The sequence below is a fragment of the Anaerostipes butyraticus genome (assembly GCF_016586355.1).
Classification (GTDB): Bacteria; Bacillota; Clostridia; order Lachnospirales; family Lachnospiraceae; genus Anaerostipes; species Anaerostipes butyraticus.
Map to the genome: position 1 here is coordinate 54568 of NZ_BLYI01000027.1, position 26613 is coordinate 81180.

Consider the following 26613-nt stretch of genomic DNA (forward strand, 5'->3'; position numbering starts at 1 on the left):
AATAGATGTCAGCAATATTTTCATTTCAGGAGGACTGCACCATGGAATTCAAAGATTACTTCCCTGTATGGGATCAGTTAACCGCAGAACAGAAAAAAAAACTGTCCGAGCATATAATCTGCCGGACAGCCAAGAAGGGTGACGTCATACACAGCGGAGATTCTGACTGCCTGGGGCTGCTGCTGATCCGAAAAGGACAGCTGCGGGCTTTTATCCTGTCTGATGAAGGCCGTGAGATTACCATTTACCGGCTTCTCGACATGGACATCTGCCTGTTTTCCGCTTCCTGTATGATGCACAGTATTCAATTTGAAATTACGATCGAAGCAGAGAAAGATACCGATTTCTGGATCATTCCTGCTGATGTTTATAAAGAAATTATGGCGCAGTCCGCTCCGCTGGCTAATTATACTAATGAAATCATGGCTGCCCGGTTTTCCGAAGTCATGTGGCTGATTGAACAGATTTTATGGAAAAGTTTTGACAAACGTCTTGCCCGCTTTCTTCTGGATGAATCATCCCTGGAAGGAAGCTCTGTCTTAAAAATCACTCATGAAACCATTGGCAATCATCTCGGATCTGCCAGAGAAGTTGTAACACGAATGCTGCGCTATTTTCAAAACGAAGGCATAGTAAAACTTTCCCGGGGGAAAATAGAAATTCTGTCACCGCATAGGCTGGAATCACTCTGCAGTGATCTATGACAGATCCATGCCGCATAATGTTTCTTTTTCAATCAGACACCGATCCTGTTTTATTGTACTGTACAGACGATATCCGCCAGCAAAATTATAACATTCGTATCCATAACCCGATAAAATCCGGCACGCGATATAACTTCGGAGGCCGCTCTGACACATTACATATACCGGCCGGCTTTGTGAAATTTCATCCAGATGATCCCTCAATTCATCTACAGGAATATTGACGAACCCATCCACATGGCCTCCGGCATATTCCATTTTTGTTCTGATATCCAGACGAATGACTCTTTCGTCCTGGGAAATTTTTTCTATGTCCTCCATATGGAACTGATGCAGCCTGCCTTCCTCTATATTGTCAATCATAAATCCCGCCATATTGACCGGATCTTTTGCTGAAGAATATGGCGGCGCGTAGGCAAGATCTAAATCTTTTAGATCACTGGCTTTCATGCCTGCATGAATTGCCGCTGCAATCACATCAATCCGCTTGTCCACTCCTTCATATCCCACAATCTGAGCTCCCAGAAGGCGGTATGTTTTTTTCTCAAAAATCACCTTCATAGTCATTACTTTTCCGCCGGGATAATATCCCGCATGACTCATAGGAGAAAGTATTACATAATCCGCATCGATGCCTTCCTGCTCTGCCGTTTTCATATTGATTCCGGTTACGGCCGCTGTCAGGTCAAAAACTTTGATCACAGAACTGCCCAGAGATCCCTGGTAATGACTGTCGCCTCCGCAAATGTTATCAGCGGCAATCCTTCCCTGTTTATTGGCGGGACCCGCAAGAGAAACCAGCGCATCCCGACCGGTCACGCAGTTCTTTATCTGTACGGCGTCCCCTGCAGCATAAATATCCGGAATGGACGTTTCCATCCGGTCATTGACTGCAATGCTGCCCCGGATTCCCAGTTCTATGCCTGCTTCCGCCGCAAGATGTGTATCCGGCGTCACTCCGATTGCCAAAATCACCATATCAGCGCGAAGAGGCGCTTCATCCTCCAGAAGGACGTCAATTCCTTCTTCTTTCTGAACAAATCCTTCTACCGTGTGCCCCAAAGCCAGTTTCACTCCATGTTTCCGAACTGTTCCATGAATAAATGCTGCCATATCCGGATCAAAAGGGCTCATCAGCTGCTCCGGCTGCTGGACAATGGTCACATCCATTCCCAGTTCCCGCAGGTTTTCCACAAGTTCCAGCCCGATAAAGCCGCCTCCCGCCAAAACTGCGGATTTCGGCTGATTTTCATCGATATATTCCCGGATCCTCAGGGTGTCTTCCACGGTGCGGAGCGTAAATACCTGCGGCAGTTCCATGCCGGACAATCGTGGTTTTGTGGGAACCGCTCCCGGAGAAAGCAGCAATTTATCATACGTTTCTTCGAATTCCTGTCCATTTTCCAGATTTTTTACAGAAACGATTTTTCGCTCCGGATGGATGGCAGTTACTTCATGCTGTACTTTCATTTTAATCTGAAAACGTTCCAGAAAACTTTCCGGCGTCTGAAGCGTCAGTTCTTTTGAGTCTTCAATGATGCCGCCAATATAATATGGCAGCCCGCAGTTTGCATAGGATACATAACCGGAGCGCTCAAACACCGTGATTTCCGCTTTTTCATCCAACCTGCGGATTCTGGCGGCGGCTGTCGCGCCGCCTGCCACTCCGCCGACAATGATTACTTTCATATTTCACGCCCTCCCTACAGCATTTTCAAAATCTGATCCTTTGGCCTCGCGCCTACAGATTTATTTACAATCTGACCATCTTTGATCACAACCAGCGTAGGGATACTCATTACCTGAAACTGGGATGCCAGTTCCGGCTGCTCATCTACATTGACTTTGGCAACTTTAATATCATTTCTTTCTGCCGCGATTTCCTCAATTACCGGCCCGAGCATCTGGCATGGTCCGCACCATGCGGCCCAGAAATCCACCAGAACCGGCTGATTTGCGTTCATTACTTCTTCCTGAAAATTGTTTTTATTGATATTGATTACAGACATTTGATCGTCCTCCTTTTTCTTTTGTATTTTATGGTTCCATTATAACAGGAGGGCCATTCCTTTTCTGTGATTTTGTCACATAAGTGAATTCTCAGCTGATCGGCACATCGAACTTTTTCAATTTTTCAAAAAGTTCCTGTGTTTCCGTTTTTTTATCTTCCGCTTTCTCCAGCTGTTTCCGGATTTCCTGCATTTCAATATCAGTTTCAACACAATTTTTCACTGCTGCAGTCCTTTGGTCAGAGGAATCAGGCATAACAGCAGAATGATTCCGACAAGTCCGATAACGATTCCAAGAATCATATTGCTCCATACCATTGTCAGGCACATACCAACTCCCAATGTCAGAGCTCCGATAACACCGAGAAGTATCGTACCAATGGTCTTTGCTGATATATGAATCGGATCTTTGTGCTCCATCTTTCTCCATACAATTACCATAATAATAAGAACAGCGATGCCAATAATGCCCATAATGACGCCCGGACGGAAGGCATTCCACTCCAGAATCAACGCCATACACATACCAAGGGCAAACAATACCGCTCCTATGGTTCCCAAAATCATTGCTGCAAAATTACTCTTTTTCATTTCTATTTCTCCTTCCTTTTGTTTCTCTTGATATACATAAGATACTCTTAAAGCATTGATAAAACGTTTCTGTTTTATTTCCGAAATGTTAATCCCGGCAATTTTGCAGCGATTCCTCCTCCTTTGATTTTTTACACCTCCGGAGGTTCTTCTTTCTTGGTTTCATCCTCCTGAAAAAATTTTCTAATCCATGAGAGACTTTTTCCCACAGCTTATCTCCTCTTCTTGCCGATCTATTCCTCCTGGGAGGTTCTTTCTCCGTACTTATTTTCTCCTATATAAGCTTTTTAACCCACAGGAGGTTTTTTATCTCCTCCTATATATTTTTGGTGATCCACAGGAGGTTCTTTACCAAGTTTATCTCCTCCCATATGGTTTTAGGAATCCATGGGAGGTCATTTCTTTATAATGGTGTCCTCCCATATGAGATTTTGATCCACCGGGAGCTTTTTCTTCATAATTACTTCCTCCTGCACAGACTTTTTAATTTTCCGGATGCTCCCTCCCAGAAAAACAGTTCTATTCCTTACTTCCCCTATATCGGACAAAGAGCCGAAAAAGATCAGATGTATTTTCACACATCTGATCTTGATCACAATTTTAAATTTCCCCCCCCCCATACTTGACAAAGAGCCAAAAAACTTAAGGCTTCCGGTCACGAATGACCGAAAGCCTCAGTTTTACGTTATTTTTTTGTTATGAATTAGAACTTTCCTGCTTTAGCGGCTTCTTCAATAGAAACAGCTACAGCAACAGTAGCACCTACCATTGGATTGTTACCCATTCCGATAAGACCCATCATTTCTACATGGGCTGGTACAGAAGAAGATCCAGCGAACTGTGCATCACTATGCATACGTCCCATTGTATCTGTCATACCATAGGAAGCTGGTCCTGCAGCCATGTTGTCCGGATGAAGTGTACGTCCTGTTCCTCCACCAGAAGCTACAGAGAAGTATTTCTTGCCCTGCTCGATACATTCTTTCTTGTATGTACCTGCAACCGGATGCTGGAAACGTGTAGGGTTTGTAGAGTTACCTGTGATAGATACGTCTACACCCTCTTTGTGCATGATAGCAACACCTTCTCTTACATCGTTTGCTCCATAGCAGTTAACCTTAGCTCTTAATCCGTCAGAGTAAGATTTTCTGAAGACTTCTTTTACTTCGCCTGTGTAATAATCCATTTCAGTTTCAACATATGTAAATCCGTTGATTCTTGAGATGATCTGAGCAGCGTCTTTTCCTAAACCATTCAGGATAACTCTTAAAGGTTTTTTACGAACTTTGTTTGCTTTTTCAGCAATTCCAATAGCTCCTTCAGCAGCAGCGAAAGACTCATGTCCTGCAAGGAAAGCAAAACATTCTGTTTCTTCTTCCAGAAGCATCTTTCCTAAGTTTCCATGTCCAAGACCTACTTTACGCTGATCAGCTACAGATCCTGGAATACAGAATGCCTGAAGTCCTTCTCCAATTGCTGCAGCAGCATCTGCAGCTCTTCTGCATCCTTTTTTGATTGCAATTGCTGCACCAACTGTATAAGCCCATTTTGCGTTTTCGAAACAGATCGGCTGAACTGATTCTACCTGAGCGTATACGTCTAATCCTGCAGCTTTTGTAACTTCAGCAGCTTCTTCAATAGAATTGATTCCGTACTCTTTTAATACAGCAAGAATCTGTTTTTCTCTTCTTTCATATGATTCAAATAAAGCCATTCTTCGTTACCTCCTATTGTTCTCTCGGGTCAATGATCTTAACGGCGTCATCTACACGTCCGTACTGACCTTTTGCCTTGTCCATAGCTGTCTGCGCATCGTCTCCGCCTTTGATGAAGTCCATCATTCTACCAAAGTTAAGATACTGGTATCCGATGATTTCATCATCTTCGTTCAGAGCGATTCCTGTTACGTAGCCTTCAGCCATTTCCAGATAACGAGGACCTTTTTTGAGAGTTCCGTACATTGTACCAACCTGAGATCTAAGACCTTTTCCTAAGTCTTCAAGTCCGGCACCGATTGCAAGTCCATCTTCAGAGAAAGCACTCTGAGATCTTCCATATACAATCTGTAAGAATAATTCTCTCATTGCTGTATTGATTGCATCACAAACCAAGTCTGTATTCAAAGCTTCCAGGATAGTTCTTCCTGGTAAGATTTCGGATGCCATAGCAGCTGAATGTGTCATTCCGGAACATCCGATTGTTTCTACTAATGCTTCCTGAATAATACCTTCTTTTACATTAAGAGTTAATTTACAACCTCCCTGCTGAGGTGCACACCAGCCAATACCATGTGTCAATCCTGAAATGTCAGCAACATCTTTTGCTTTTACCCATTTTGCTTCTTCAGGAATCGGTGCAGCTCCATGGTTTACGCCCTGGGCTACTGTACACATTTGTTCTACTTCATGTGAATAAATCATGTTGAAACTCCTTTCAGTATTAAAAATAACAACCTTATTTTAGCATATCGTTAAAAATAAAACAACAAAATCTATGAATATCTTCGAAAAGTCAAAAATTTAACTTTTCTTTGTTTTTCTCTTATCTTTTTTGCTATAATACCTGTTGAATAAAAACGATCAATAATAAGAATGAAAGGATAACCATCATGGGATTTACACATTTTGATGAAAATGGAAAGGCCTTTATGGTAGATGTTACAAACAAAAAGGAAACTGTACGCACCGCTGAAGCCGTTGGGACGATCAAAGTCAGTAAAGAGGTTTATGAGGCTGTAAAAAGCGGAACTGTAGGAAAAGGAGATGTACTTGGTGTTGCCACCACTGCAGGAATTATGGGTGCCAAGCACACTTCTGATCTGATTCCTATGTGCCACATCCTGCCGATTACCAACTGCAGCATCCAGTTTGAACTGGATCCGGAAGAATATGCGATCCACTGTACCTGCACGGTTAAAGTAACCGGAAAAACAGGTGTGGAGATGGAAGCTCTGACCGGAGTCAGCACTGCACTGCTTACTGTCTATGATATGTGCAAGGCAATTGATAAATCAATGGAAATCAGCGGCATTTATCTGCGCAGAAAAACCGGAGGAAAAAGCGGAGAAATTATAAATATGAAATAATTTTAATATCAAAAAGCCATTGTAAAATAGAAATTTATCTATTCTACAATGGCTCTTACGTTCTCTCTACTATTTCAGTATCTTCTCCAGGCTGGTCAGATTTTTCTCAGAAATCCGATAGAATGTCTGATTTCCGCCTTTATTTTCTATGCAGATGATCTTGTCATCACTGTTAATCTGAACTTTCGTCACTGTTCCTTTTGTGTAAAAACGGTATTCATCCCAGTCATCGGTATCATAATTTGCATTATCAATCTTATTATTGATGATTCCTGCAAGTATTTTAGAAGCGTTAATTGCATCTGTGCTGTATTTCAGCTTTTCATCTGTAACAATCAAATCCGCGTCTGCGATCCGATCTGCAAAATCATCATAAGATTTCTGCACTGCTGCATCAATCAGGGCGTCTCCAAGAACGGATGCTCCATTATAAGCATATACATTCGATGGAATATCATCGAATACAAGAAAACTATCTCCATACACTTTAAATTCAAACGTTGTATTATCCTCATCCATAAGAGCATAAGAATAATAATCATCGTAAGTGTCTTCCAGATCATCCGGTGTTACCCCAAGAACCCGGTTGCAGCCTGTTATGATCTCTTTGGCATAATCACAGACCGGTGTATTGGTCACAGCAAATGTTTTTTCTTTGACAGAATCTGCCGTAAAATCCACTTTTCCGATGATACTGTCTTTGATCTGACTCTTATAATCGGCAAGCTTTTCATCTCCTGAAGCTTCCTGGATTGACTGAATCTGCTTATTCAAAGAACTGGTTTTTTTCTTTTCATCCTTCAGCTGCTGTGAAACCTTGTCATAGTCATCCTTCAGATCCTGATAGTATTCTGATTCTTCTACAGAACTTTTGGAAGGCTTAAAACATCCGGTTACTCCCAGCGCAAGACCGGCAAGCAAAACAGAAGCTGCCAGTTTTTTTATTGGTTTCTTTCTCATAAGCATTCCTTTCCGGGTTAGTACTTTTCTGCGATCTCCCCTGCTCTTTTATAAATACTTTCCGGCTTGATATATCCTCTCACCATAGAAAGCGGATATATATTGGTGTGTCTTCCTACAACAGAGCCAGGATTTAAAATGGTTCCGCATCCAACTTCTACATAATCTCCAAGGATTGCTCCGATTTTTTTCCTGCCTGTTTCGATTTTTTCATCCCCGTTTTTGATCACTACGTTGGTTTTATCAGATTTCACATTTGAAGTAATGGATCCTGCTCCCATATGGGACTTATATCCCAGAATGGAATCTCCTACATAATTATAATGAGGAACCTGAACACAGTTAAACAAAATGTCATTTTTAATCTCTGTGGAATTTCCTACCACACATCCGGCTCCGATCAGGGCATTCCCCCGGATAAAGGCTCCCGGACGAACTTCTGTATCCGGTCCGATAATCGCCGGCCCGCAGATTGTCGCTGTTTTAGCAATGGCTGCGCTTTTTGCAATCCAGATATCCTCTTCCACCTGATCATATTCCTCTTTTGGCAGTTTTGGCCCCGCTTCCAGAATAAAATCTTTAATCAGCGGCAAAATTTCCCATGGATATGTTGTCTGCTCAAATAACTCTCCTGCAATCGTCTGATCCATGTGCAGAAACAATTTCTGATTTGTCATTTCTTCCATATCATTTTCTCCTTTAAAATAATCCCACACTGAAGTAACGCTCTGCCCGGTCTGGAAGCACCGTTGCAATTACTTTATCCTTTCCATACTTTTCTGCCATCTTTCTGGCTGTATAGATATTGGCTCCGGAAGAAGTGCCGCACAGGATTCCATAGACTTCCGCAAGTTCCCTGGCAGTTGCAATTGCATCTTCATCTGACACTTCCACAACTTCCGTCACAATCTCAGGATTCAGGATTGCCGGAATAAATCCATCTCCAATTCCCTGAATCTGATGAAGTCCCGGTTCCTGCCCCAGAAGAGCAGATACCCCTTTAGGCTCAGCTGCGATGATCTTTGTGTCCGGGTTTTGTTCCAGCAGATACTTAGCGATTCCTGCCATAGTTCCACCGCTTCCTACACCGGAAACAAAAATATCAATCTTTTTGCCAAGCTGTTCGCACAGTTCTCTGGCGGTTGTCTTGTAATGAGCATCCGTATTTGCCGGATTTTCAAACTGCTGAGGCATAAAATACTCATCGGATGACGCGGCGATCTCCTCTGCTTTTCGGACTGCGCCGTCTACATTTTCATCTGCAGGAGTCAGAATAAGCTCTGCTCCCAATGCCTTAATCAGCTTTCTTCTCTCTTCGCTCATATTTTCAGGCATTACGATGATGACTTTGTATCCCATCCGTACACCGCAGAACGCCAGCCCGATTCCCGTATTGCCGGAAGTCGGTTCGATGACTGTCATGCCTGGTTTTAATTTCCCGCTTTTTTCAGCTTCTTCCAGCATGTTTTTAGCAACCCGGTCTTTGATGCTTCCGCCCGGATTTAAAAACTCAGCTTTTGCATATATCTTATATCCCATCATTTTCTCAAAACTGATCAATGGTGTATTTCCAATTAAATCCAACATATTTTCAACATACATTTTCAGAAAGCCTCCTATTTCAATTTGATCTTTATCTGTACCGGATTATGATCGCTGTTTTTAAAATCTTCATTTAGAGTTTTTACCTGCTCCAGTTTTACATTCGGTGATAAAATAAATCCATCAATAACATAAAACTGAGTTTTCTTATCGCTCCGGTCATAAGGACGATTCAGCAGTCTGCAGGTTGGCAGACTGTCATCTGCTGCGAACTGCCATCCTTCTTCAAAAAGATCCTCCTCAACTTTTCCAGCCTGAAAATTATCATCATCCCAGACCGGATATTTGTCTGCATCCACCTGCTCAAATGTCTGATTAAAGTCTCCGCCTGCAATCACATAATTTCCAGCCTCATATTCTTCTTCCAGAACCTGTGCCAGTAATTTTGTCTGAGCTTCTTTGCCGCTTCCATCGTCATATGCCTCCAGATGGAGGTTGACAAATACCACCTGCCGGCTGGAGCCCTCAATCGGAACTCTTTCAAGAAAGAGACATCGCTTCAGCTGGCAGATTCTGACCGGCCATGAAAATGGCGTTGGCAGAGATATCCTTTCTGCCTGGTCTGACTGGAACTGATTCAGGGTCAGCAGTCCTGCATCTGCCTTTCCGATCGTTGGAAGAGGGTATGGGATGTAATCACAGAGAAAGTTCCTCGCATATCCCGTACTTCCATTCCATCCGTCAGAAAAAGCTTCGGTCTCATTTATATAATATGAACGTTTTGAATTTCGGTCAACCTCCTGAAGAAAAACAACCTGTGCTCCGCTTTTCTTTATGACCTTCTTCATTGCTTCAATATTATCTGTTACCAGCTCTTTGTGATCCGGACGGACCTTTTCTCCTCCATCCATAAAAAAGTCTTCTGTTTCACTCAGCGCACCATACCCTGTATTCCAGGTGAGAACTGAAATTTCCTGATTCTCTGATATCTTCTGATCAGGATTATTGGATATTTTCACAGTCTCTCTTTCCTTTGGGCGGTATTCCCTGACTGACAAAATGATCAGCAGGAGAGCCGCCGCTGTCACAGCAGCGCCGATCACTCCTGCGGCTGCAGACAGGATTCTCCTGACACTCCTCTTCAATGCTTCCCTCCTTATGCAAAGTCCAGTTCAATCGGACAATGGTCTGACCCCATAACATCTGTCAGAATCTTTGCGTCCTGCAAACGGTCTTCCAGGCATTTGGATACAAGGAAGTAATCAATTCGCCATCCGGCATTATTTTTTCTCGCATTAAACCGGTAAGACCACCAGGAATAGATTCCTTCCTGATCCGGATAGAAATAACGAAATGTATCAATAAACCCGGCATCCAGAAGCTGGGTCATTTTTGCTCTTTCCTCATCGGTAAATCCTGCATTTTTCCGGTTTGTCTTCGGATTCTTAAGGTCAATTTCCTTATGAGCAACATTAAGATCACCACATACGATCACAGGTTTTGTTTCTTCCAGTTTCTTTAAATATTGAAGGAAATCATCTTCCCACTGCATCCTGTAGTCAAGTCTTGCCAGTTTACTTTGAGAATTCGGTGTATAAACAGTCACAAAATAATAATCTTCGAATTCCAGTGTAATGACTCTTCCTTCCTGATCATGTTCTTCAATTCCCATGCCGTAAGAAACAGATAACGGTTCCTGTCTGGTAAAAATTCCTGTACCCGAATATCCTTTCCGCACTGCGTAATTCCAGTACTGATGGTATCCCGGCAGGTCCAGCTCCAGCTGTCCTTCCTGCATTTTACTTTCCTGAATACAGAAAATATCTGCGTCAGCTTCCTGAAAGAAATCCAGGAACCCTTTTTTCACACATGCCCGAATGCCATTGACATTCCAAGAAATAAATTTCATCTAATCTCCTCCATGTTTTTTATTGTAAAAAAACATTGTTACTCCCGCTATGACAATTACAATATATCCTACAAAACTCCATCCATCCGGGACTTGTCCGAAAAAGAAAAATCCCATGATCGCAGAAAACATAATCTGACTGTAATCATAGACTGATATCTCCCGTGCCGGCGCATAAGTATATGCTGCGGTGATTCCGAACTGTCCTCCTGCCGCCGCCAGACCTGTCAAAAGCAAAAATACAATCTGCTGCCCGCTGATTGGATGAAAATCGGCAATCATAAACGGAATACAGGCGATCATGGAAAACAGAGAAAAGAACAGCACGATCATTGGTCCTCTTTCTCCTCTGACTCCCAGTTTTCTGACACAGGCATAGGCAAATCCTGCGGACATTCCTCCAAGAAAACCAATCACTGACGCTCCCAGGGAACTCGAAGCAAAACTTGGTTTTATGATAAAGAGACTTCCGATAAATGCTGCCGCCACACATCCGCTCTGAAACAATGTAATCTTTTCCCTTAATAAAAAGTAAGAAAAAACAATAACAAAGAAAGGCGATAATTTATTCAGACAAGATGCATCTGACAACAACAGATGATCCACTGCGTAAAAGTTGCAGAAAATACCTAAGGTCCCTGCAAGGGACCTTAATATAAATAAATATAGATTCTCTTTTTTTCGAATATGAAACCTCTCTTTGCTGCGTACCAGCATAATAAATGCAAACACAGCGGAGACCAGATTACGAAAAAAACTTTTCTCAATCGACGGCAGATCTCCTGCCATTCTGAGAAACAATGCCATAAATGCAAATGACAAAGATGACAGGATAATGCATATAATTCCCCGATTTCTTTGATTTGCCATTATACTCTGGAAGAATATTCTCCGGTTCTCGTATCAATCTTTAACGTATCGCCTTCGTTAACGAATAACGGAACCATTACCTGTGCTCCAGTTTCAACTGTACATGGTTTTGTTGCTCCCTGTGCTGTGTTGCCTTTTTCTCCCGGCTCACACTCTGTTACAAGAAGTTCTACTGTGATCGGCGGCTCTACCTGGAATGCTTTGCCGGCATGAGATACGATCGTAACATTTTCATTCTCTTTTACAAACTTCAAAGAATCTCCGATGACATCCGGTCCGAGAGCGATCTGGTCAAATGTCTCATTGTCCATAAAGTAGTAAAGTTCTCCATCGTTGTACAGATACTGCATCTCTTTTCTTTCAATATGCGCATTCTCGAACTTCTCTGTTGGACGGAAAGTTTTCTCAACAACGCCGCCGCTCTTGATGTTCTTTAATTTACAGCGAACGAAAGCAGCTCCCTTTCCTGGTTTTACATGCTGAAATTCAATGATCTGATAAATATTCCCTTCAAATTCAATCGTTAAACCGTTTTTAAAATCTCCTGCGGTAACCATATAATTCTTGTCCTCCTTTAATAATCTTTCTTAATTTTATACTAAATGTATGGTCGAATCAACTATTTATTTGCTAATTTATAGATTTCGAAGATATCATCCTTGTCACAGACTTTAAATGATCCAATACTTCTTGTTCCGCCGTATGAACATCCATCGGCCATTTTTTTAAGTTCTTCCTCTGTCTTAATACCTATTTCTTCTGCTTCGCTAAAACAGGTCGGCATATCCAGAGAAGCAAAATACGCAACTGTTTTTTTGATTGCTTCTTCTGCTGCCTTGCTGCAGTCCTTCTCCTCGATTCCCCATACTCTTTCTGCGTACTGCACAAATCTCTGAGGTTTTTCCTGATAGACATACTGCGCCCATGCTCCCCATACAGCAGACAAACTTGCCCCGTGAGCAATGTCAAATTTTGCGCTCAGCTCATGTCCCAGCTGATGAACCGCAAAATCCTTTTCCGCTCCAAGACCTGTCAGTCCATTATGGGACAGGCTTCCTGCCCACATAATCTCGCTCATGGCATTATAATCATGGGAATCCTTGATTGCGGCTGCGCCATTGCGGATCACCGTCCGGAGCAGTCCTTCCGCGATCTCATCTGTCAGCTCATTATTCTCTGTCGGCGTAAAATAGCGATCCAGAGTATGCATCATAATATCTACAATACCGCATCCAACCTGGTATTTTGGTAATGTATAAGTAAGTTCCGGATTCATGACCGCAAATGCAGGGCGGTTAAAATCTGTACTAAGCCCTCTCTTAATCTGTGTTTCTTCATTGGTAAGAACTGCTGAGTCACTGGTCTCGCTGCCGGCCGCTGCCAGAGTGAGAACAACTCCTACAGGCATGGACTTCTCTACTGTCTTCTTTCTTGACCAGAAATCCCAGATATCTGTATCCGGATTTGCTGTTCCATGGGCTACGGCTTTTGCCGTATCAATGACACTTCCGCCGCCTACCGCAAGCACAAAATCAGAACCGAATTCTTTTGACATCTCCACTGCCTGTCTGGCAAATGATAATCTCGGATTCGGTTTTACTCCTCCCAGAGCCTTATATGTAAGCCCTGCCTCTTCCAAAGATGCTGTTACACGATCCAGAAGCCCGCTTCTTACGACACTCCCGCCGCCGTAGACAACAAATACCCTGGATGCTCCGCACTGTTTCGCAAGCTGCCCTGTCTGTTTTTCTGTTTCCTTTCCAAACACGATCCTTGTCGGTGTGTACTGAGTAAATGAATGCATATCTTATCCTCCATTCCTTTATCATCTTATGAATTAGAATCGTCATTCTCCTCTTGTCAGTTTTACAACGATCTCTTCTGCGATTTCCTCAACCCTCTTATGATCTGTGTTCACGATGACATCGGCTGCCGCCTCATATTTCGGACGCCGTTCTTCCATCAGTTTTGAAATATACTCCGTATTTTTATGTCCTCTAAGAAGCGGTCTCTCATCACTGTCTTTGACTCTCTCCAAAATGACTTCCGGTGATGCCGTTAAAAGAACAACCTTCCCATTCTTCTTCATCTCTGCAACGTTCTCATCTCTCATGGCAACTCCACCGCCGCATGAGATGATCTGATTATTGCCTTTCTGAAGTTCAATCAGAAGGTTTGTCTCGCAGTTGCGGAAATATGTCTCTCCATATTCTTCAAATATCTTATTAATGGACATACCTTCTTTGTCTACAATTTCCTGATCCATCTCCACATAAGGAGACGCCAGGATTTTGCTCAAATAACTGGAAACTGTGCTCTTTCCGACTCCCATAAATCCAATCAAAAGAATATTATGGGTAAACAATGTTCTTGCCTGGATTCTTCTGCTGTTCTCTAAAATATATGCAAAAATATCCAGAATTTCATTTTTGTATGTATTCTCGCTTACATGGGTCATCAGCATCTTGCGCTGATGCTTCTCCTGTTCCGGCTGCAGGATTGGCAGTCCATTCTCTTTCTTGTAGACCATAATCTCTTTGATGATATCCATTCTCTCTTCCAGAACAGAAACTATCTTTTTGTCGCAGAGATCCAGTCTCTGTCTGATTTCTTCTAACTGGTTCATTATAATGTTTCCTTTTCTATCGCTCTTTTTTCTGCCCTTCTGATTTCAAAGGGGCAAATCTTCATTCAGTATAGCATAAAGGAACCGTTATTTTCAATGGTTTCTCACAGCACAGAATAGTTCTTTTTCACAAATTCAGCAAAATCTTTCGCCGCCGGCGCAAGATATTTATTCTTCTTTATTACAAGATAAATATACCGCTTGATTTTCGGCGAAGTTATATTAAGAATAGACAGATCCATGGTTTGAAGAAGCGGAATCTTTGGAATGATCGCAATTCCAAATCCTGCCGCGACAAGACCTGCCACAGATGAATCTTCTTCTCCTTCATACACGATCTCCGGCTGTCCGTGAATCTGAGAAAACAGCTGATTGATCACCGGACGCAGACCGCTGTTTTTTGCAAATGCGATATACGGATATTGTATCGTATCCTGCAGATCTATGGACTGATATGCTGCCAGAGGATGGTCTCTCGGGACAATCAAAACAAGTTCCTCTTCTGCCACCGGATAAAATTCCAGATCATTTTCTCCTTCCACATAAGATGAGAACACAAAATCATAGACCCCTTCTTTCAGCTGATCCACTACCTGCCTGGTTGTCCCCTGTCCAAAAGAAAAATGGATCTGATTTTCCCCTTTTTCAGACATATAGTGATTAAGCATCTCCGGGATAAAATGACTGCCCAGCGTATAAATATAACCAATATCAAGAAATCCTCCCTGAACTCCGGATGCTTCCATCAGAATCCGCTTTCCTTCATCCAGCATCTCCAGAGACTGCTCCACATACCTTAAAAAAATCTTCCCATATTTGGTCAGCTTGGCGTTTCTTCCGTGCTTTTCAAAAAGCTGGACTCCCAGCTCCTCTTCCAGACAGGAAATGGCGTGGCTGAGGCTCGGCTGAGTGATAGACAGGAGCTTTGCGGTTCTCGTATAATGCTCCTCTTTCGCCAGTGCCCGAAAATAATATAAATGATTTAAATTCATTGCTTTATCCTTTCATTCTTCTTTCTTATTTTATCATATGGGCTTTAGAAACTAAAGGGAAATTCATTGCATTTGTATACACACTTTGCTATAATTATGGTAAAAAGAATCAAAATCAATTTGGAGGAATAAAATATGGCAGCGAAGAATTTCCGTAAATTATTTGAACCCTGTACAGTAAAATCTATGACCCTGAAAAACCGAATCGTCATGACTCCAATTGGAACCAATTTTGCTGAACATACCGGGGAAGTCAATGAAAAGATCATTGAATATTATAGACAGCGTGCAAAAGGGGGAACCGCCCTTATCACTGTAGAAGGTGCCAGCGTTTACTCTCCGCAGGGAGCGGCTGGAGCCTATCAGCTGAGAATTGACCATGACAACTATATTCCGGGACTTTACCGTCTGTGCGAAAAGGTTCATGAATATGGAGCCAAGATCAGTATTCTGCTGAACCACGCCGGAGCGGCAGCTAATGGAAGCATGACAAATATCCAGCCGGTTTCCGCTTCTGACATCCCAACCAGCAGAGGAGGAGATATTCCAAGACCTTTGTCTAAGGATGAGATTTTAACCATTGTAGACAAATTTGCAAAAGCAGCGCAGCGTGCAGTTACCGCTGGATTTGACGCTGTGGAAATCCAGGCAGGACATGGATACTTATTGAATCAGTTCCTTTCTCCTCTTACCAATGATCGTACCGATGAATTCGGAGGATCCAAGGAAAATCGTGCTCGTTTTACAACTTTAGTACTGAAAGCTGTCCGCGAAGCAGTCGGAGAAAATATTCCTATCTTCCTCAGCATAAGTGCAGATGAACTTGCAGAAGGAGGAAATACGCTGGAAGATACCAAAGAAATCGTAGAATACTTCAAAGAATATGTTGATGTATTCAGTGTATCTGCAGGACTTACCTGCTCCATCCAGTATCAGTATGATGCCGATTACCTTCCAGACGGATGGAAATCTTATATGTCCAAAGCTTTAAAAGAGGCAACCGGAAAACCTTGCCTTACCAGCGGCAATATCCGCGAACCGGAAGTTGCCAACCGTATCCTGGAAGATGGAGAAGCTGACTTTATCGCCATCGGCCGCGGTCTGATCGCAGATCCTGAGTGGGTGAATAAAGTACAGTTTGGCAATACAGAAGATATCAACCGATGCATCTCCTGCAACAATGGATGTACCGCAACTCTTGGTGATGAACCAATTCGATGCACGATCAATCCGTCCATCGTTTCCGGTGAATATTACAAGAATTATAAATTGAAGAAGCCTTGCAATGTTGTTGTAATCGGCGGCGGAACCGCAGGACTTGAAGCTGCCTGCACAGCTGCGGAAGTTGGATGCTCTACCGTATTGATCGAAAAAACAGGACAGCTTGGAGGTCTGGCAAGACGCGTTGGAAAAATGCCAAACAAACGCCGTCTTGGATATTTTCCTGAATATCTGGAACACCGCGCTTCCAAATTAAAGAATTTATTTGTAATCAAAAATACAGAGGCTACCATTGATCTGATCGAAGGCTGCAAACCGGACATCGTAGTCAATGCAACCGGTTCCTTCCCTCTTCTTCCGGATATCAAGGGTCTGAAAGAAAACCTGAAAGCAGGCAATGTATCCACTATTTTCGACTTAGTCGACAATGTGGAATCTTATGAAGAAAATCTGGAAGGCAAGAAAGTCGTTGTCATCGGCGGCGGAAATGTCGGCCTTGACGTTGTTGAATTTTTCGCTCCAAGAAAAGCTGATGTTACCATTGTAGAACAGAAATCACGGTTTGGAGAAACCCTGGACTTTATTACGAGAACCGGTTCTCTTGCCATGCTCAGCAAATACGGTGTTCACCAGTATCCAAACGCTTCTCTTCTGGAAGTAAAAAATGACCGTTTTGTTGTACGCCATGACTATAAAGATATTGAGCTCGAATTTGATTACGGATTTATCTGCCTTGGAATGGAATCCGCAACGCCTGCCCTCAAAGAATTATATGATCACTTCATTTATGAAGGCATTGAAGTTCTGAATATCGGAGACAGCGCTCAGACACGCCGTATTATCGAAGGTGTTAAAGAGGGTCGTGATATCATTCTTTCTCTGGAAAGACTGAATTTCATTTAAACATTTATCATAATCTCTGATTATAAAAAGTACCGGTCTGTATTTTGTCAGACCGGCACTTTTTGTTTTACAAGAAAGTGCTTTCCTATTTTTATCAATCAGATTATCTGCGTTTGCTTTTATCCCGATAATATTTCCAAAGAATGATATTTTCAAAATATCGTTTGATCACGATCTGAATTTCTTCTTTTGGATGGATCGGGCGGACAAGGATGCTGTGTATTCCGGCGCGGTTTGCTCCAAAGATATCAGTAAACAGCTGATCTCCTACAAACAGTGTATTGGATCTGTCTGTTCCCATCATCTGCATCGCTTTTTCGTAGCCTTTCACCGATGGCTTATTCGCCTTATAAATATAATACTGCCCTCCTACGTCCTGACAGAATCTTTTAACTCTTGGTTCCTTGTTATTGCTGGTAAAGCAAAACTGAAACCCTATCTTTTTCAGCCGCCGGAACAGCTGCTTCGCCCTTTTGTCCGCCGGCATATCATGACGCACCAGTGTATTGTCAATATCAAAAATCACTCCCCGGTAGCCTCTTGCGTAATAATCTTCAAAATCAATATCATATGTACTTTTTCTATCTTCTACAGGATAAAATTTCTGAAACATTTTTTATCTCCTATCTTATCTTCATTTTACTTTTTTTATTTTATAACACCCCTATTTAATGTGCAATATATTTTTCATTTGTATGCATGTTTTTTAATCTCTATCTGTTTTTATTAAGATTTGGTTAAAATTGAAATATTTTCCCTCTTTTTTCACCGGAACCACTTTCATTCTCTGACATTTTCATATATGATATAAATAGTTAAAAGTGTAACAAAGAACTTCCAATGTATCATTCTCACAATGGAAAGGGGGAATTTTATTGAATCCGAACCATTTAACAAGTGCCATGATCGATAAGATTGTGGAACGTAAAATCGAAGAAATGGCAAAATCACCGGATACAGCAATCCGGCAGCTGTTAAACTACTCCAGTCATTTCTCATTCAGCCGTTTTCAGGTTCCGATTTTTTCTATTTTACAGCACCTTCTTGCAAACAAAGACAGTCAGTATCATATCATGCTTCAGAATCTGCTAAACAATACCTCCCACTCGGCAATCAAGAATTTAGGAATCAATCTCGGGTACAACAGCTGGACCAAGGGAGCTCAGGCTGTACGCGCCACAGCTCAGAAAGCCGGGTATTGTATCCCATGGATCATCATTTTCCGCTGGAATCCAGAAAAATCCAATACTGTTAATCTGAAAAATATGAGCCGTTTTATCCGGGACGGAAATAAAATCGGCATCTACGCTTTCTGTATCCGTCAGGAAGTTCCGCACCAGTCTTTTGGTGAAATTTTTAACATATTCAGCAAACATTCTGACAGCACATTTTTCTGGCTGCTGCCGAATCAGATGCTGGCTCCGGTTCATCTTGATATGATACGTAAATGCGAGAATGTCCTGACACTGTTTGACGGCGAAGATTCCTACAGTCTGAGAAATTCTTCCATGCTCCGGGAACGAAAAGCTTTATATGGCATTTACCATATTTATTCATCTTTTAATACCAGTGAAATGCGCCCGGATCAGTGGCTTGATTATTACAAAATGTACCAGAGTTCATTTATCTTCATGCTGCCAAGTGATTCCTGCAGTGAAGAAGATCAAAAAGAGGCTTCCTCTTTCATATATGATGCAAGACTTCATCAGAAATTCCCTTACTATATTGTTGATTTTTATTCTGACATCAAGGAAATCAGCCGCATGATATCCGGTACCGACTGTTACCTGGAAATTGATTCTTCCGGACAGGTCCTGCACCCTTACACTTCCCAGGTATTTGTCCCTGATTCAAGGCTGGCGGGATATCTTGCTTCTTCCATGCCTGCGATTGTCCAGACCGCTGATCATCGGCTCTGGCATCCTGCGGCAAGATCTGTATGACAATCCGGCAGGAAATCATTCCTTTCACAGGTCTATTGCATAAATAAAGAACGTCTGCACCTGATACAGGCACAGACGTTTTTTGTTTCTCTATTTTTCCGCATTCTTCAAATATGCGTCAACTAAGTCTTTTGATACATCATCTTCAATTTCTTTATAAATATCAGAGGCCGCTTCCCTTATCTGCTTCCGGGTCCTGCTGCTTAATTTTATGATCTTAGTTCCGCTGTCTTTAATTGTTTTGATTCTGTCCTCAATTCGTTCGTCTGATTTTTCCCGGGCATATTCTTTTGCAGTTTCCGCTGCCTGCGTTATAATTTTCTGCTGATCTTCCGGAAGATTTTTAAAAAACTCATCGCTGACGATCAATGAAATATAATGCGGAAGATGATTTGTCTCCACAACATAGTCCTGCTGTTCATACAGCTTGCTGGAAACGATGACTTCGTATGGATTTTCCTGAGCATCGATCGTTCCCTGCTGCAGTCCAATATACACCTCGCTGAAAGTCATTGGTGTCGGATTCGCCCCGAGGTCTTTCCAGAACTCTAAATGATACGGATTCTCCATAGTACGGATCTTCTGTCCTTTAAAATCACCGATGTCTTTGATTTCCTTATTCGTGGACATAACACGGAATCCCTGATCCGCATATCCAAGGAGTTTATATCCTCCTTTTTCATAGACTTTTTCCATCTTCTGATAAAATGCAGGATTATCTACTGCTTTACGTGCTTCTTCAATGGTATCAAACGCACTTGGCAGATCGAACACTGCCGTATCCGGGAGAAATGTCACCTGAGGCGCTGTATTCTGGACTACAAACGGAATATCACCGTCTTTGCAGCTTTCCAGCAGCTCACGGTCTCCTCCCAGAGTACTGTTCGGATATACTTCAATTTTCATTTTCCCATTGCTCAGACGGCTCACTTCATCCGCAAATTTTTCTGCATAAATCTGCGTTACCGTATCTTCCGGACTGGAGGTTCCAAGAGGCCAGGCATAACGCTGCACCTCATCGGAAGACTGTTTTTTCTTACATCCCGATAACCCAATTCCGATTACCAGAACACTTAATACGATAAGACATACTTTCCATTTTTTCATCTTACGCACCTCCCAGCAAAATAAGACTGATCTGAGGAATAAAAGTAATCAGCACCAGCGCCACAAGGAAACACAGGATCAACGGCATTGCTTTCCTTGCAATCTGCATGATTGGAATATCCGTAAGCGAAGAAGCCACAAACAGATTGACTCCGATCGGCGGAGTAACGAATCCAATCGCCAGGTTTACTACCATCATCACTCCAAAATGAATTGGATTCATTCCAATTGCCGTTGCAATCGGCAGAAGGATCGGCGTCAGAATTAAAATTGCCGGTGTCGTATCCATGACCATTCCTACAAATAACAGGAAAATATTGATTACGATCAAAATTACGATTCCATTGTGGAAATTTCCAAGGATCCACTCACTGATGGTCTGAGGAACCTGCATCAGAGTCAGGACTCTGGAAAAGGCAGTTGACGCTGCCAGAATAAACAAGATCGGCGCATATGTCTTTACCCCTTCTACCAGCATCGGCCACAGATCTTTTACTTTCATGGAACGGTATACAAACATGCTGACGATAATGGAATAAAAAACAGAAATTACGGCTGCTTCCGTAGGAGAAGCGATTCCCGCATAGATACACCCGAGGATGATCACCGGACTCAGAATCGCAAAAAAGCTGTCCTTAAACACTCCAAAAAATCCCTTTTCGTGAAGTTCATCCACTTCTTTTCGAATCTTTTCTTTATCTTCTCCATGAGTTCTGCAGTAGAACACCGCATATGCCATTAACAGCAGTCCAATCAGGATTCCCGGAACAATTCCCGCAATAAACAGATTACTGACAGATTCCCCGGACGCCATACCAAACATGATAAACGGAATACTCGGCGGAATAATAACTCCAAGTCCGCCGGCTACCGCAACAATGGAAGTGGCGAATACTTTGTCATATCCCAGTTTGATCAGGATTGGTATCGTCATGCTTCCAACTGCCGCAACCGTAGCCGGACCGGATCCGGAAATTGCCCCATAAAACAGGCAGGTGACAATAACCGCACAAGGCATTCCTGCCGTAAATTTTCCAATAAAAAATACAAATACATCAAAAATCTTTTTCGAAATTCCGCCTTTTGCCATGATCATTCCAGACAGAACAAACATTGGAACAGCAAGCAGCGGAAAACTGTCGATCCCTCCCAGCATGGAACGAATCACAAATGTACCGCTTGCCGTAAAAGACGGATCAAACGCTCCCGGAAGTACAGAGACGATGCCAAGACCGATCGAAATCGGAATTGCTATGACCAGGCATAAGAAAAATATGATAAATACCGCTAATGCTGACATCCTTCCTCCTCCTTATCTTTTTTTACTGCAATCTTAAATTCAATAATCCAGCGCTGTATGATCCGAAATGCCACTAAAATAAAACTGACCAAAGGTGCGGCCTGAATATAATACATAGGAATTCCGCATGCCGGACTTACCTGTCCGCTTTCAAACGCACTCTTCAAATACAGCACAGCATAAGGAATCAGATAAAAGAAGAAAATCAGTTCAATCGTATGATTTACGACTTTAAAGACTGCCTGTCCTCTTCGCGGAAACATTCCTACAAACTGTTCAATTTTAATTGAAATACATTTTTTCGTACAATAACTAACGCTTAAAAAACCAGACCAGATAAACAAATATCTTGTTATTTCCTCTGACCAGGATAATGATGCACCCAGGGCATATCTGGCAAATACCTGGATGCCCATGATCACCGTCATGGCGATCAGCAGTGCCACCATGAGAAATTCTTCCAAATTCTCATTCAGCCATTTTAACATAATACTGCTCCTTTTAATATAATATTATTGCTACGATCACTGCGCACAGTGAACCGATCATCGGTGCCAGAACTGAGGTAACGAACACGTACCAATAGCTCTCGGCAAGGCTTAAATTCATCCATCGAAGCTGTGCTACCATTCCGCCCGCATTTGGAAGTGTATTCATTCCAGTTGCGCAGGCAGGCGCCAGTCTGTGCAGCGCTCCGGCATGAGCCCCATGGGCCAGAAGTCCGTCAGAAAGATGTTCAAAAAACATGGCGATCGCGGAGGTTCCGCTTCCAAGAATTCCTGCCAGTACATTTAATCCGATAAATTCTGTCACATACGCATTCAGATCCAGGTTCATGGCAAAATCAATGATGCCCTGGAATCCCGGACAGCTTTGCAGAACACCGGAAAATCCAAGGATGGCTGCAGCCATCATCGTTGCGCCGATTCCATTGTTTACACCTTTATCAAGAATCTTCCTTACGGATTTCAGCTGTTTCCAGCAAAATACTACGATCGCCAGAGAACCGATAAACAGACTAAATACTACGATCGCATTGGTATCCATTTTCGTCAGATTAGACAACGCAAGCACCAGTCCTACAGATAACACCAGCGGAATCAGGGCAATTCCAAATCCCGGAAGATCATCTCTCGTTGGAACAATCTTTACAGGCTTTGACTCATCGATAGCCGTTCCTTCTTTTACTGCTGCTTTTCTGGCTGCATATACCATGTAAAAATATCCTATGCAGATTGATACGATAAAAGCGACCCATCCCAGAATCGGAGCAGATCCCATGGAAGTTCCCAGATACTGGGCCGGCATAATATTGGTAATATTGATCGCATATGGAAGCATGGCGGAACAGGTTGCCCCGATAAATATAATTCCCGGAATCATCCGGTATGGATACCCAGCCTGTTTCATCATAATCGTTGCAATCGGCGCCAGGACAAACAATACAACAAATCCTGAAACCCCAACATACACAAAGACAGTAGAAAGCAGTGTGATCGATAAGATAACTCTTTTTGCCCCAAGCTTTTCTGTAATAACATTGGCAATGGTTTCCGCACATCCGGAATCTCCCATTAATTCACCAAACACAGCTCCTATAACCAGTACAAACAGGTTTCCCTTTACAAAACCTACATATCCATCCGCATAAGAGCCTAACGCACTCCACCAGTCCAGCCTGCTGGTCAATATAATAATAAATGAAACCAGGATTGTTGAAGTAAATACATCAACACCCTTCCATACGACAATGACAAAAATCACTGCCGCAAGCAAAAGTCCGATTACTGAAATTGTTGTTGCCATTTTCTCTCTTTTCTACTCCTATTCTTCTGTGTCATCTTCTCCTGCAATAAGAATCCTGCGGAATGGTTTCCTGTACGGATTACTGCCTTCAAAGAAATGTTTATCCAAAAAGTCAATGCACTTTTTAATGTTCTCATCACTCTTCATCTTTGGCGATCCATGAGGCTCCCCCTCAAAAAGATCCAGAACCGCACGGTCTTCCCCGCAGACTTCCTTGATTTTTTCATACATATAAACAGACTGATGGTAATCTACAACTGCATCATCCATTCCATGCTGCAGCAGCATCGGAGGACAGTGTTCATCGACATACCGGATTGGGCTTACCCTGCAGGTTCTTTCCGGATACAAAACAGGATGATATCCGAGAAGTTCCGTAAATTCCGTTCCAAACTGCTCAGCCGAACATAACTCGCTCATTGTATACCAGGCAATCGCACACTGGATTTCAGAGGATGCCCTCTCTCCTACTGTAAGATCATCACAGTCCGCACGATCCCCGGTCACCGCTATCAGCTGAGTTGCAAGTCCGCCGGCTGAATTGCCCCAGACTGCAAAACGCTCCGGATCCAAATCAAGTTCTTTTGCATGTCTTCTCAGATAACGGACTGCGGCTTTTCCGTCAATCAGCTGTGCCGGCCATTTTGCTTCCTGACAAAGCCGGTATTCTATTGTTGCCACCGCATATCCCTGGGTCACAGGAAGACACATGGATTTGATATAATGACTTCTCTTATGTCCCGTTACAAAAGCTCCGCCATGAAACAGCATAACCAGCGGAAATGGTCCCTCACCTTCATCCGGATAAAAAATGTCCAGAATCTGATTGACCGACTGATCTGCATATGGAAGGTCCAGACGAGTCTTCCTGAATTGTTTTACATCAATTTCCGGTTCTTCTTCCAGAAACTGTTCCCGGTTTCGAAATATTTCTGTCATTTTCTGATCCTCCTTTCTCTCATAAACAAAAAACTGACAGTCTTTCTTTTGTCCTGCCAGTTTTTTGTTTTACATCTAGTTCTTAAAGGCTCTTATGCAGTAATTCCAAAACAGTTTTCAGATCTTCCACACCCATCTGTCCTGGTGCAGATGCTTTCTTTGCTGCGCCAAATGTCAGCGCAGATCCGAATACCTCTCCGCAGAGACGGCTGATAACTCCGGTTCCTGCCATTGACATGGTGATGATCGGCCGGTCTGCATAATTAATATACATCTCTTCTGTAGCTGAAAGCAATGTTAAAACATCTTTTTTGCAAGTCGGCATAACAGCGATCTTAGGAATATCCGCATTCAATTCCTGCATTTTCTGAAGTCTTCTCACGATCTCATCCTTTTCCGGTGTCTTATCGAAATCGTGATTGGAAGCTACCACTTTTACTCCGCACGCATGTGCGTTCTCTATAATCTCTTTTACAATCTCGTCTCCTGTAAATACTTCCACATCTACAAGATCTACATATCCGGATTTTGCCGCCTGAATATTTAATTCTTTGTAAGGCTCCGGCTCAATTGCTTTTTCTCCGCCTTCTTTTGATGTACGGAATGTAAAGAGGATCGGCGTCTCTCCAAGAGCTTCCCTCAAATCTTTCAGAACATCTTCTACTTTATCAAACTCAAAAACATTCTCAAACCAGTCAACACGCCATTCCACCACATCGACCGGAATGCTGTCAAAAGTTTTTGCTTCTGCGATGATTTCTTCTTTTGTTACTCCAACGATTGGAACACAGATTTTTGGAATTCCGGCTCCGATCTCAATATTTCTTACCTTTACCGTATTCATTGGCACTTCCTCCTATTTCTTACCGATTGGCGATCCTTTTTATTTTGCAGATTCCTCTGCGTTTTTCAGCAGCACTCCATATCTTGCATTTACAAAGACAGCCAGAAGCACACCAATGACTGTGATTACAATGTTCATAATGATAACCTGAGAAGAAGTCATCTTCGCAGCTGCTGTAAGAATCGTATAATTACATAAACTTGACGCGATCATAACCAAACTTGTAATCGTTCCTTTGATTTTCGGGAACAGGTCGTTAACAACAGCTGTTGCCATCTGGAGAACTCCTCCTGCTGCAGCATAACCGATTACAAAAGCACCAACATAACAGATCATCGGTGATTTGATCAGATATACAAGAACAAGCATCACTGCTGAAATCGCCGGATAAATTACCAGGAATCTTACCTGTTTAAATTTTGTGATCAGAAGACTTGTTACAACCAGCGCTACCATTGTTCCTGCTGAATAGTATGTCTGCATCATAGATACACTCTCAGATGGGATTCCAGCCACATCATTGGCAAATGTCTGTGCGCAGTTTAACCATAACTGGAATGTAGCTGTACTTGTAAATCCAATCAGAATCAAAGCAATGCTCTCGATTGAGAAATGAGCATTCTTCAGATTGCTGATAAAAGATTCTGACTTTCCGCTTTCAGATGCTGCAGGAAGCGGTGCAAAAATCGCAAGGATTCCAAGAACTGCAATCACAATACCGCATACCAGTGGAAGCATCAGATAAGACATGCTTGTTCCTGCTGCTACTCCAAGGAAGAAAGGCATTAACAGCTGTGCAACAGAAATAAAGAATTTAATTCCCATTGTAGCAATACCTGTATACTTATAAATAATCTCAGCAACTGCAGGATATGTAGCGGTATCAAGGAAAGAGTTTGCGATTCCTCCTAAAACTGCCGCAATATAAGCAATCGTTGTGTTTGGTGAGAACGCGATTCCTACAAAAAAGATAACATAAGAAGCGCATCCAATCAATACAGAAAGACGGCGTCCCAGTTTATCAGACAATGGTCCTGCAAATGGAAGGGAAATCAGACGTCCCAGTCCTAATGCCGCAGCGATGGATGTTACTGCCATTACATCATTTAATCCCCACTGCTCAGAAAGCATTTCTTTTACAACCTGCTGACTTAAAATGGAGCATCCAATTCCATGTATGAAATAGTTTAAATAAAGAATTAACGCACTCGGTAAATATTTTTTATCCATTTTTTATGATTCCTCTCAATTTTTCCTAATTC

28 protein-coding genes are annotated in these 26613 nt (G+C 42.5%); 4 read left to right on the forward strand and 24 right to left on the reverse strand.

Going from position 1 to position 26613, the window contains the following annotated elements; all coding sequences use genetic code 11:
* Positions 1 to 41: 41 nt before the first annotated feature.
* The gene (locus tag JMF81_RS05645; protein WP_201310476.1) at positions 42 to 704 is read left to right on the forward strand and encodes a Crp/Fnr family transcriptional regulator; all 663 of its coding nucleotides are present in this window, start codon (positions 42 to 44) and stop codon (positions 702 to 704) included.
* Here JMF81_RS05645 and JMF81_RS05650 read toward each other — a convergent pair.
* The 6 genes from JMF81_RS05650 to JMF81_RS05670 form a co-directional block, all read right to left on the reverse strand.
* Complete coding sequence (locus JMF81_RS05650) at positions 699 to 2393, reverse strand: FAD-dependent oxidoreductase (protein WP_201310477.1); 1695 nt, start codon at positions 2391 to 2393, stop codon at positions 699 to 701. The genes JMF81_RS05645 and JMF81_RS05650 overlap by 6 nt on opposite strands.
* Before the next feature lie 14 nt (positions 2394 to 2407).
* Positions 2408 to 2713, reverse strand: a complete 306-nt coding sequence (gene trxA / locus JMF81_RS05655) for a thioredoxin (RefSeq protein WP_201310478.1) — start codon at positions 2711 to 2713, stop codon at positions 2408 to 2410.
* A gap of 91 nt (positions 2714 to 2804) precedes the next feature.
* The gene (locus tag JMF81_RS16505) at positions 2805 to 2936 is read right to left on the reverse strand and encodes a hypothetical protein (RefSeq protein WP_279323882.1); all 132 of its coding nucleotides are present in this window, start codon (positions 2934 to 2936) and stop codon (positions 2805 to 2807) included.
* Positions 2933 to 3304, reverse strand: a complete 372-nt coding sequence (locus tag JMF81_RS05660; RefSeq protein ID WP_201310479.1) for a hypothetical protein — start codon at positions 3302 to 3304, stop codon at positions 2933 to 2935. The genes JMF81_RS16505 and JMF81_RS05660 overlap by 4 nt, the downstream gene beginning before the upstream one ends.
* A 703-nt stretch (positions 3305 to 4007) precedes the next feature.
* Positions 4008 to 5018, reverse strand: coding sequence for a GGGtGRT protein (locus tag JMF81_RS05665; protein WP_201310480.1), 1011 nt, complete (start codon positions 5016 to 5018; stop codon positions 4008 to 4010).
* A gap of 13 nt (positions 5019 to 5031) precedes the next feature.
* A complete protein-coding gene (locus tag JMF81_RS05670) occupies positions 5032 to 5724 on the reverse strand; it encodes an iron-sulfur cluster assembly scaffold protein (RefSeq protein WP_201310481.1) in 693 nt (230 codons plus the stop codon).
* Between the two features lie 188 nt (positions 5725 to 5912).
* Here JMF81_RS05670 and moaC point away from each other — a divergent pair, with 188 nt between their 5' ends.
* Positions 5913 to 6389, forward strand: a complete 477-nt coding sequence (moaC, locus tag JMF81_RS05675) for a cyclic pyranopterin monophosphate synthase MoaC (protein ID WP_279323883.1) — start codon at positions 5913 to 5915, stop codon at positions 6387 to 6389.
* Positions 6390 to 6458: 69 nt separating this feature from the next.
* Here moaC and JMF81_RS05680 read toward each other — a convergent pair whose 3' ends face one another.
* From JMF81_RS05680 to JMF81_RS05725, 10 genes are all read right to left on the reverse strand, one after another.
* Positions 6459 to 7349: a hypothetical protein gene (locus JMF81_RS05680; protein ID WP_243282550.1), complete on the reverse strand. Its 891-nt coding sequence runs from the start codon at positions 7347 to 7349 to the stop codon at positions 6459 to 6461.
* Positions 7350 to 7366: 17 nt separating this feature from the next.
* Positions 7367 to 8035 (reverse strand): acyltransferase, encoded by a 669-nt coding sequence (locus tag JMF81_RS05685; RefSeq protein ID WP_201310483.1) that lies wholly within the window; start codon positions 8033 to 8035, stop codon positions 7367 to 7369.
* Between the two features lie 13 nt (positions 8036 to 8048).
* Positions 8049 to 8951: a cysteine synthase A gene (gene cysK, locus JMF81_RS05690; RefSeq protein WP_201310484.1), complete on the reverse strand. Its 903-nt coding sequence runs from the start codon at positions 8949 to 8951 to the stop codon at positions 8049 to 8051.
* A 14-nt stretch (positions 8952 to 8965) separates the two neighbouring features.
* Entirely contained in the window at positions 8966 to 10036 is a 1071-nt protein-coding gene (locus tag JMF81_RS05695; RefSeq protein ID WP_201310485.1) for an endonuclease/exonuclease/phosphatase family protein, read from the reverse strand.
* An 11-nt stretch (positions 10037 to 10047) separates the two neighbouring features.
* Positions 10048 to 10800, reverse strand: a complete 753-nt coding sequence (gene xth, locus JMF81_RS05700; protein ID WP_201310486.1) for an exodeoxyribonuclease III — start codon at positions 10798 to 10800, stop codon at positions 10048 to 10050.
* Positions 10801 to 11670, reverse strand: a complete 870-nt coding sequence (locus JMF81_RS05705; protein WP_201310487.1) for a DMT family transporter — start codon at positions 11668 to 11670, stop codon at positions 10801 to 10803.
* Positions 11670 to 12227: an elongation factor P gene (gene efp, locus JMF81_RS05710; RefSeq protein WP_201310488.1), complete on the reverse strand. Its 558-nt coding sequence runs from the start codon at positions 12225 to 12227 to the stop codon at positions 11670 to 11672. Before efp ends, JMF81_RS05705 begins: the two co-directional genes overlap by 1 nt.
* A 62-nt stretch (positions 12228 to 12289) precedes the next feature.
* Positions 12290 to 13474, reverse strand: coding sequence for an iron-containing alcohol dehydrogenase (locus JMF81_RS05715; protein WP_201310489.1), 1185 nt, complete (start codon positions 13472 to 13474; stop codon positions 12290 to 12292).
* A 42-nt stretch (positions 13475 to 13516) separates the two neighbouring features.
* On the reverse strand, positions 13517 to 14296 hold the full coding sequence (locus JMF81_RS05720; protein WP_201310490.1) for a shikimate kinase: 780 nt from the start codon (positions 14294 to 14296) through the stop codon (positions 13517 to 13519).
* A gap of 104 nt (positions 14297 to 14400) precedes the next feature.
* The gene (locus JMF81_RS05725) at positions 14401 to 15288 is read right to left on the reverse strand and encodes a LysR family transcriptional regulator (protein WP_201310491.1); all 888 of its coding nucleotides are present in this window, start codon (positions 15286 to 15288) and stop codon (positions 14401 to 14403) included.
* A 135-nt stretch (positions 15289 to 15423) separates the two neighbouring features.
* On the opposite strand from JMF81_RS05725, the gene JMF81_RS05730 reads away from it, so the two are divergent.
* Complete coding sequence (locus JMF81_RS05730) at positions 15424 to 17412, forward strand: oxidoreductase (RefSeq protein ID WP_201310492.1); 1989 nt, start codon at positions 15424 to 15426, stop codon at positions 17410 to 17412.
* A gap of 103 nt (positions 17413 to 17515) precedes the next feature.
* Here the strand turns inward: JMF81_RS05730 and JMF81_RS05735 are convergent, their stop codons facing one another.
* Entirely contained in the window at positions 17516 to 18025 is a 510-nt protein-coding gene (locus tag JMF81_RS05735) for a YqeG family HAD IIIA-type phosphatase (protein WP_201310493.1), read from the reverse strand.
* A gap of 262 nt (positions 18026 to 18287) precedes the next feature.
* On the opposite strand from JMF81_RS05735, the gene JMF81_RS05740 reads away from it, so the two are divergent.
* Positions 18288 to 19355, forward strand: a complete 1068-nt coding sequence (locus tag JMF81_RS05740; RefSeq protein ID WP_201310494.1) for a hypothetical protein — start codon at positions 18288 to 18290, stop codon at positions 19353 to 19355.
* A 90-nt stretch (positions 19356 to 19445) separates the two neighbouring features.
* On the opposite strand, the gene JMF81_RS05745 is transcribed toward JMF81_RS05740, so the two are convergent.
* The 7 genes from JMF81_RS05745 to JMF81_RS05775 all read right to left on the reverse strand — a co-directional run bounded on the left by JMF81_RS05745 (position 19446) and on the right by JMF81_RS05775 (position 26581).
* A complete protein-coding gene (locus JMF81_RS05745; RefSeq protein ID WP_201310495.1) occupies positions 19446 to 20462 on the reverse strand; it encodes a TRAP transporter substrate-binding protein in 1017 nt (338 codons plus the stop codon).
* Position 20463: 1 nt separating this feature from the next.
* Positions 20464 to 21762 (reverse strand): TRAP transporter large permease, encoded by a 1299-nt coding sequence (locus tag JMF81_RS05750; RefSeq protein ID WP_201310496.1) that lies wholly within the window; start codon positions 21760 to 21762, stop codon positions 20464 to 20466.
* The gene (locus tag JMF81_RS05755) at positions 21750 to 22250 is read right to left on the reverse strand and encodes a TRAP transporter small permease (RefSeq protein WP_201310497.1); all 501 of its coding nucleotides are present in this window, start codon (positions 22248 to 22250) and stop codon (positions 21750 to 21752) included. The genes JMF81_RS05750 and JMF81_RS05755 overlap by 13 nt, the downstream gene beginning before the upstream one ends.
* 13 nt (positions 22251 to 22263) lie before the next feature.
* Positions 22264 to 23568 carry a GntP family permease gene (locus JMF81_RS05760; protein ID WP_201310498.1) on the reverse strand — a complete coding sequence of 435 codons (1305 nt, stop codon included), beginning with the start codon at positions 23566 to 23568 and terminating at the stop codon, positions 22264 to 22266.
* A gap of 18 nt (positions 23569 to 23586) precedes the next feature.
* A complete protein-coding gene (locus tag JMF81_RS05765) occupies positions 23587 to 24507 on the reverse strand; it encodes an alpha/beta hydrolase (RefSeq protein ID WP_201310499.1) in 921 nt (306 codons plus the stop codon).
* A gap of 82 nt (positions 24508 to 24589) precedes the next feature.
* Complete coding sequence (gene aroD / locus JMF81_RS05770) at positions 24590 to 25351, reverse strand: type I 3-dehydroquinate dehydratase (protein WP_201310500.1); 762 nt, start codon at positions 25349 to 25351, stop codon at positions 24590 to 24592.
* Positions 25352 to 25390: 39 nt separating this feature from the next.
* Positions 25391 to 26581, reverse strand: coding sequence for an MFS transporter (locus tag JMF81_RS05775; RefSeq protein WP_201310501.1), 1191 nt, complete (start codon positions 26579 to 26581; stop codon positions 25391 to 25393).
* Positions 26582 to 26613: the final 32 nt, after the last annotated feature.